Origin of the sequence: Acinetobacter sp. YH16038, from assembly GCF_013417275.1 — a bacterium.
GTDB lineage: Bacteria > Pseudomonadota > Gammaproteobacteria > Pseudomonadales > Moraxellaceae > Acinetobacter.
The window spans coordinates 23,888-30,821 of sequence record NZ_VPEG01000036.1 but is presented as its reverse complement, the minus strand read 5'-3'; the positions used below and the strand labels follow the sequence as shown (position 1 = coordinate 30,821).

Here is a 6,934-nt window from a genome sequence, read left to right as displayed (position 1 = left end):
ACTCAAGTGAGCGGTTCGGACTCTGGAGAAACGACGACTTTGTTTAAGGAAATTCCAGTAGGTTGCTTCAAATTTAAGAAAGAAATCATCAATTACGCAAAATAATTCGGTACTATTAAACATCGGGACTAGAGTTTTAAGTTTTGTGTGGTAACTCAACTGATGACTCTAGTCCTCTTATTTTTTAAGTCAATTTTTTATCCGCGATTCGGGTTAATTAGAAGAAGTTAAAAAAAATTTTAGTAAAAAATGAACTTTATCAAATTATTTTACTTCTTTTGCACGTAAATGGTTCTCTGTAACCTCCTTTCTACAAAATCGTGCAGCACCAACTTCTTGATCTGGCGCATTAATACCTTCTTGATTAAACATCACCTTAGCTGTTTTAAACATAATTTTAAAATCTAGCCAAATACTATTTTGCTCAACATATTGAACGTCCAAGTCGAATTTTTCTTCCCAAGATAAATTATTACGTCCACTGACTTGGGCAAGTCCTGTCATGCCGGGTTTTACTTCATGTCTTCGCATTTGCTCAGCCGTATAATGTTCTAGAAATTCTTTCATTTGAGGTCTAGGCCCAACAATACTCATATCACCTTTTAATACATTAATAAGCTGAGGCATTTCATCTAAGCTTGTAGAACGAAGTTTTTGACCAAATGGTGTAATTCGAAATTTATCTGGTAAAGGATTACCATCCTGATCGAATGCATTTCTCATAGACCGAAACTTAATCATTTTAAAGAGCTTTCCATTTTTACCAGGTCGTTCTTGATAGAAGAAAATTGGTGAGCCTAGATTTCTACGTACTTTATAAGCAATGACAATAAAAACTGGCAACAATATAAATATAGCAGTAAGAGAAATAATAATATCGATTAATCGCTTAACAACTTTTATATCACTCCTAAAAAGGTCAGCACTAGAATATAGATGAGGGTAAGATGTTAAGGCATTTTTTAAAATTAGATCTTTCTTCCCCCGATAATACCAGGATTTTTTTTTCTCTAGCTTAGCCACTTTATTTATCCGTGGAGAAAATTGAATGATTTGGTTCTTATACCCTTCTTTTTCTACAAGATTTTTTTTTAAGAAAATATTATCTTTTTCAATAAATAACGATTTACGTGTTGTAATAGAGCTTTTTACAAAGTTTTCGATCTTATTTTTTTCTTGTTGTAGATCCATTAATAAACACCTCACTATGTCTATCTACGCATCATATCAATTGTATTTTTATTAAAGTAGAGAGACTATTGTTAGCCAATTTCATATTTTAGTTTTTTAGAAATATTATTATTATTTTTATTAAAATATATATTTAACTAAATTTAGTTAAATTTCACCTAATAAAAAACTTAATTTTATATTTTTTCTATAAATATTAGCCACTTATATTAAATTAAAATAAATAATTTATAATTACACTAGATCAGCTAATAATGAAATATATTTCATTATTAAGGTAAATAATTTTTTAAAATATAGCAGATCTCACACTAAATAAAATGTGACAAAATGTAATTTATTTATAAATAATGAGTCTTATATCACAATAAAATACTATTTTAAGCTTATAATTAAATATATTTCTAATTAATTATACAATCAAGATAACGTTATTTTTATTCTATTGAGACCGTCTTAAATATATAAAACCAGATAAAATAAAAAAATTTAAGAAAACTAGAAATCCACCTCTAATAATAATGAGGTGGAATAATTCAAGTTAAAATTAGGTGATCATAAATCTATACTATAATAATCATGCACAATACCACGTGCACCAAATCTTTCTTTTTGATCAATCAATCCAATGTTTAAGTATTTCCCTTCATTTTCATTAGAAGTACCGAAATCAAATATTTTGGCATTTTTCTTACTTTTTTCTATTAAATGATCAATGAGATAATCTAATACCTTTTTCTCTCTACCTTTATCATTACTAGCCAAATATTGAGTATGAACTACTCTTTCAGTTTCAAAAGTCACTGCTCCTGCCACAATATTTCCATCAAGACAACATTTATATGCTCTTATATTATTAGGGAAACGACTTTTTAATAAATCTATTTCATCTTCATTATGTACAGGTTGTTGGTTATGATGCTGATGGAGTACTTCTCGGATTACTCCCCAAACCATACTAGGCTGTTCTACTTCCTCACAGCTGATCCCATTTTTTTTGAGCTTATTGACTGATCTTCTTTTACTTTCTGAGTATGAATATTCTTCATTTAGAGCAATAGAAACACTAATATCTCGTCGGTAAAGCTTGGCATCATTTCGAAATAAAGCGTACAAGTCTTCTTGAGCAGGATAATTATGATAAATAACAGGAATGCATTTATATATAATCTTATCAATATTTTTTTGTTTTAAATAAATTTTTAATAAATTAAATAATTCTAGCATGTCAGCTGCATGAATATCTCTAGTAATTAAAAAACCGCCAAAAGTTAAACCTTGATGACTATAAAAAATATTATCTTTAATATTTCCAGGCAATAAGGCTACAATTTTCCCTTTTTCATTTTTAAATATTAGTGAGAGATCCTCAAATCGATCAGCATGATATTCCATAAAGTCGCGATTAAACATAAAATGATAATTTTTACATTTTAATAAAAACTCATTCCATATAGTTTTGTCAGAAGCTTCATATTTATATATTTGAAAACCTAAGTCTTCTTTCATTATAATACCCATATCTATATCCCAGTTATTATTTTTTAAAGCCTATTAATACCCATCATTTGTAATAGTCTATGGTTTATATGATCAGCATTAAAATTTTTTTTAGCATAAAGGAATCCTTGGTATCCCATTTTATTTACCTGTTCAGGATGTTCTATAAAATAAGTCATTTTTTCTACTAAAGCATTTACATTCCATTTAGGAATAATGAAACCTGTTACTCCTTCTACTACTGTTTCATTACAACCCGGAACATCAGTAGTAATTACTGGTCGACCAACTGCCATTGCTTCTTGCATACTACGTGGAACACCTTCACGATAGTATGAAGGTAATACAAATACTGCACTATTACATATCCGTTGAGCCACATCTTTGACAAAACCATCGTATTCTATAATACCGATTTTAATTAGCCGATCTAATTCCTTCTGTTTTAAACCTGTTGGATTTTCTACATCTAAACAACCAATAATTTTAAATATAACTTCAGGATATTTTTTTTTAACAATTTTCGCAGCTTCTAAATATTCAAATATACCTTTTTCAGCGATCAATCTGGCTATAAATATAAAAGATATTTTTTTTTGATCATTCCATTTATTATAACTAAAATCTTTTAAATTAAGACCAATAGGACCTAATACTTCAATCGCATTTTTTTTATGTGAAATATTATATCGATGAACTAGATCTTTAGGATCCTCATGATTTAAGAAAATAATTTTATCCAAATATGGAAATGATAATCTATATAAAAAAACTTGTATAATGCGAACTAACTTAGCTTTAAGGCTTTGGCCATGTTTATGAATTGTAAAAGGTGAACCTAAGCCTTCGATCATTCCATAAATATAAGGAACCTGAGTCTTATATGCAGCTAAAGTTGCATAAATAACAGGCTTTGTTGAATAGGAGAATACGATATCAGGTTGGATTTCTTTTATTTTCTTTTTGAGTTGAAAGGTCGAGCGTAAATCAGCCAATGGATTTAATCCACCGCGACTAAGTTGATAAGTTACAGGAATTACTCCAAGATTTTTAATTGTATCTAACCAATGATCATCATATTCCGATACAAAAGCATAAACTTGATGACCATGCTCTAGACAAGCAAAAATAAAATCTTTACGGAAATTATAAAGGTTGTAAGCGGTAGATCCTATAATAGCGATTTTTTTAGTTATCATTGTTTTAATTGTCCTATAAGTTCTAATTGTGCAGTATAAAAATTTTTATCGGAGTCAGAGACTGATGTAACTCTACGCTTATGTAGTATCTGCATTAAGTTCAAAAAATTTAGTACTTTTACAACAATTTTTTTTATCTGAAATTTTAAAATAATTTTATTTTTATCAAAATCCGATATAATATTTTTATAATATTTTTTGATTACTCCGATCTGGGTATTATAACCACGGATCATTTTTTCTTTTTTTACATTTTCAACTTCTCTATAAAAATATAAGGGTTCCTGTAAGACCACGTAATTAAAATCATTTTTTATCGCAGCTGAAAGCCATAGTTCATAATCTTCAGCTAAGCAATTATCGACTTGATAAGGGTTCCTTTTACACCACGCCTTTCGGGCAAGTAATGAAGGATGCAGTATATTAGTAACACCTTGCAAAATTTCTTTGGGCTGCATTTGATGATTAGAATAGATTCTCTTTCCTAAAATTTCATTCTTGTCTCCAATTGAATATAAGCTGGTGACTACAACATCAATATCTGGATTTTCATTTAGTACTTTAATCTGTTTTTCAAGACGATCCACTGCCATTAAATCATCGGCATCCATACGTGCAATAAAATCATACTTTGCTTCATTGATAATCTGATTTAAGCGGTAGGGTAATCTTCTATTATGCCCATCAGCTATGATACGGATTCTCGGATCATTAAATGAGCGGGCAATCTCTAAAGATCGGTCTGTTGACCCATCATCTACCAGAATTAATTCCCAATTTTGAAAAGTTTGCGCTAATACCGATTTAATCGCATCTTCTAAATATTTTTCAGCATTAAAAAATGGTATTCCTATAGAAATATACATATTTATTCTTCCTTATTATTATTTGAAAATAGTAAAAAAGCGGCCAATAAAAACCAAAAAATCAGTGTTCTTGCGCTATAAGTTGTAAACCCATATAGCATCGGCCCCAAGAATATCAACTTGTTTGAAAATGATAATTTTTTAAATATTTGATATAAAAAGATTAAAAATAAAGAGATGCCGACGATCCCATAATAAAAAAGGATACCTAACCAGGTTGAATGAATTTCGTTCCCTTTCGGGTTATATAACCAGTGCGCACCTTGGCCAGCACCAAAAATTAAATATTGAGGATATTCAAGGAAGTTAAAAAGACCTCGTCCTTCTGCCTGGCTGTCTTTTTGATCCAGGCCTTCGACAAAACGCAGAACCACACTATCAAAAGCCCCTAAATGATATAAAAAGTAACTGAGGGTACTAAAAATGACTAATATGCCAAAAAATACAAATATTCTTTTATTCAGATCCCCTTTTTGACTAAATATAAATCCTAAAGTCAGCATTAAGAAGCCAATTGAAGCAGACCTTGACATGGTCAATAGAATTAAGAATAAAGCTAAAAAATAAACGATTATCTTTTTTAAATTACTTTCAGAAATATATAAAAAAATAGCACAGGTAGTTAAAACCCAAAATGCCATCTGATTGGGATCATTAAAAAGACCATTGTATCGTGGTTCAAAATTGTAACGACCTAATCCACTTGCCCAGATCGCAATTTCTATTGCATAGGAAAATGGAATAAGAAACAGTATTTTTTCATAAAAAAAGTTAACTTGAGAGGAACTCAAATTCATTAATAATAAAAAAAACAACAAGTTAAAGATCCAGTAAATGGTAGAAACCATATAACTGGGATCTAGAACGATCAAATACCAAGCAAAATTTACACAAACTGTATATGCGACAAAGATTAAGGCTACACTTGAGTATTCGATGGTTATTTTTGAGCTACGGCTGAATAATAAAAATATAGCCGCCATAATAAAAAGGTGACTAAATTGTGGAACCCCACTAGACCAAAAATAAAACTGAGATAAGAAAAATGACAGCAAGATAAAGTATATAACCACTTTATCTTTTAAATTAATATCATCTAAAAAAATAATGTTATTTTTTGAATTACTTTCATTTAAAATAATCATTATCCATTCCTTTTATTATTATCTAATGCCTAGAATCAGCAAAAGAAATGATTAATATTTTTATATTACTAACTAAATTATTTTATTAAATATAGTTAAAATACAATTATTGATATAAAATTTTTTAATTATTAAAAATCTTTTTTGATTAAGAGCCAATAAAAAAATCTAAAAAAATCATATGTTAAAATTTCTGAAGGATATTCTTTTAAAATTTTTATCATCTTTTCTAATGATTTCTTTTTAGATAATAGCCCTAATTCAAATGCATTAATCCACAAAGCTCTCTTTTTTGCTTTATTAAATAAAATATGATTCTGATATTCACTTAGAATCATCATTCTTGAATCGTGCATAAGAGTTGTTTGCTTATGCATATTATTGTCATGCAACCTATATTTTGCAAAAAGCACAGGAAGATAGCATAACTCCCCTGCTTGCGCTAAAAGCAGCCACATATACCAGTCTTCTATTTGTACTTCTGCATTATAGCCACCTATTTTTTTTAAAGCTTGAGTACGAATAAGTTGTGTAGTAGCCGGCAAATCATGTTCTAACAATAAAATCTGGTCGAAGGTATAACTTTTTCTTTTTTTAACTCTATTTTTCACAAGATTAGAATCATTATCAATAATTGATACTCCTCCAAATACAGCTATACAGTTCTTATTCTGGCTTAGAAATTTGGTTTGTATTTTTATTTTATCTTTTAAGATTATATCATCAGAAGCAAGGGAGGAAAAATATTCCCCCTGTGCCCATTCTAATGCTTCATTTAGAGTTGCGCTTAAGCCCTTATTTGGACGATGTCTAAACTCAAATCGGGTAAACCGTTTTTCACATAATAGAATTAATTCTTGTATTTTTTCTACTGAAGCATCTGAAGATCCATCATCAATAATAATTAACTCAATATTCTGATAAGACTGGTCAATGACACTCTTGATGCTATCACGTATAAACCTTTCATGATTATAACTTGGTATAACTATAGAGACTAAGGGTTGTTCACTTATCATCATATTATTCCCTC

Annotated in this window: 6 protein-coding genes and 1 pseudogene; all 7 read right to left on the bottom strand. The window is 29.2% G+C overall.

The window, feature by feature from the left end:
• Positions 1–123 (bottom strand): annotated as a pseudogene (locus tag FTV34_RS13860) (IS982 family transposase); the annotation flags it as partial.
• 141 nt (positions 124–264) lie between these two features.
• A complete protein-coding gene (locus FTV34_RS13855; RefSeq protein ID WP_180070578.1) occupies positions 265–903 on the bottom strand; it encodes a sugar transferase in 639 nt (212 codons plus the stop codon).
• A gap of 843 nt (positions 904–1,746) precedes the next feature.
• Positions 1,747–2,700: a GNAT family N-acetyltransferase gene (locus tag FTV34_RS13850; RefSeq protein WP_180070574.1), complete on the bottom strand. Its 954-nt coding sequence runs from the start codon at positions 2,698–2,700 to the stop codon at positions 1,747–1,749.
• Between the two features lie 35 nt (positions 2,701–2,735).
• A complete protein-coding gene (locus tag FTV34_RS13845) occupies positions 2,736–3,890 on the bottom strand; it encodes a glycosyltransferase family 4 protein (RefSeq protein ID WP_180070572.1) in 1,155 nt (384 codons plus the stop codon).
• Positions 3,887–4,756 carry a glycosyltransferase family 2 protein gene (locus tag FTV34_RS13840; RefSeq protein ID WP_180070571.1) on the bottom strand — a complete coding sequence of 290 codons (870 nt, stop codon included), beginning with the start codon at positions 4,754–4,756 and terminating at the stop codon, positions 3,887–3,889. Before FTV34_RS13840 ends, FTV34_RS13845 begins: the two co-directional genes overlap by 4 nt.
• Before the next feature lie 2 nt (positions 4,757–4,758).
• Positions 4,759–5,901, bottom strand: coding sequence for an O-antigen ligase (locus FTV34_RS13835; protein ID WP_180070569.1), 1,143 nt, complete (start codon positions 5,899–5,901; stop codon positions 4,759–4,761).
• A gap of 131 nt (positions 5,902–6,032) precedes the next feature.
• Positions 6,033–6,920 carry a glycosyltransferase gene (locus tag FTV34_RS13830; RefSeq protein WP_180070567.1) on the bottom strand — a complete coding sequence of 296 codons (888 nt, stop codon included), beginning with the start codon at positions 6,918–6,920 and terminating at the stop codon, positions 6,033–6,035.
• Positions 6,921–6,934 lie beyond the last annotated feature (14 nt).

Coding starts and splice junctions, on each gene's coding strand:
- FTV34_RS13850 (WP_180070574.1), bottom strand. CDS start 2,700: ATGAAAGAAGACTTAGGTTTTCAAATATATAAATATGAAGCTTCTGAC.
- FTV34_RS13845 (WP_180070572.1), bottom strand. CDS start 3,890: ATGATAACTAAAAAAATCGCTATTATAGGATCTACCGCTTACAACCTT.
- FTV34_RS13840 (WP_180070571.1), bottom strand. CDS start 4,756: ATGTATATTTCTATAGGAATACCATTTTTTAATGCTGAAAAATATTTA.
- FTV34_RS13835 (WP_180070569.1), bottom strand. CDS start 5,901: ATGATTATTTTAAATGAAAGTAATTCAAAAAATAACATTATTTTTTTA.
- FTV34_RS13830 (WP_180070567.1), bottom strand. CDS start 6,920: ATGATAAGTGAACAACCCTTAGTCTCTATAGTTATACCAAGTTATAAT.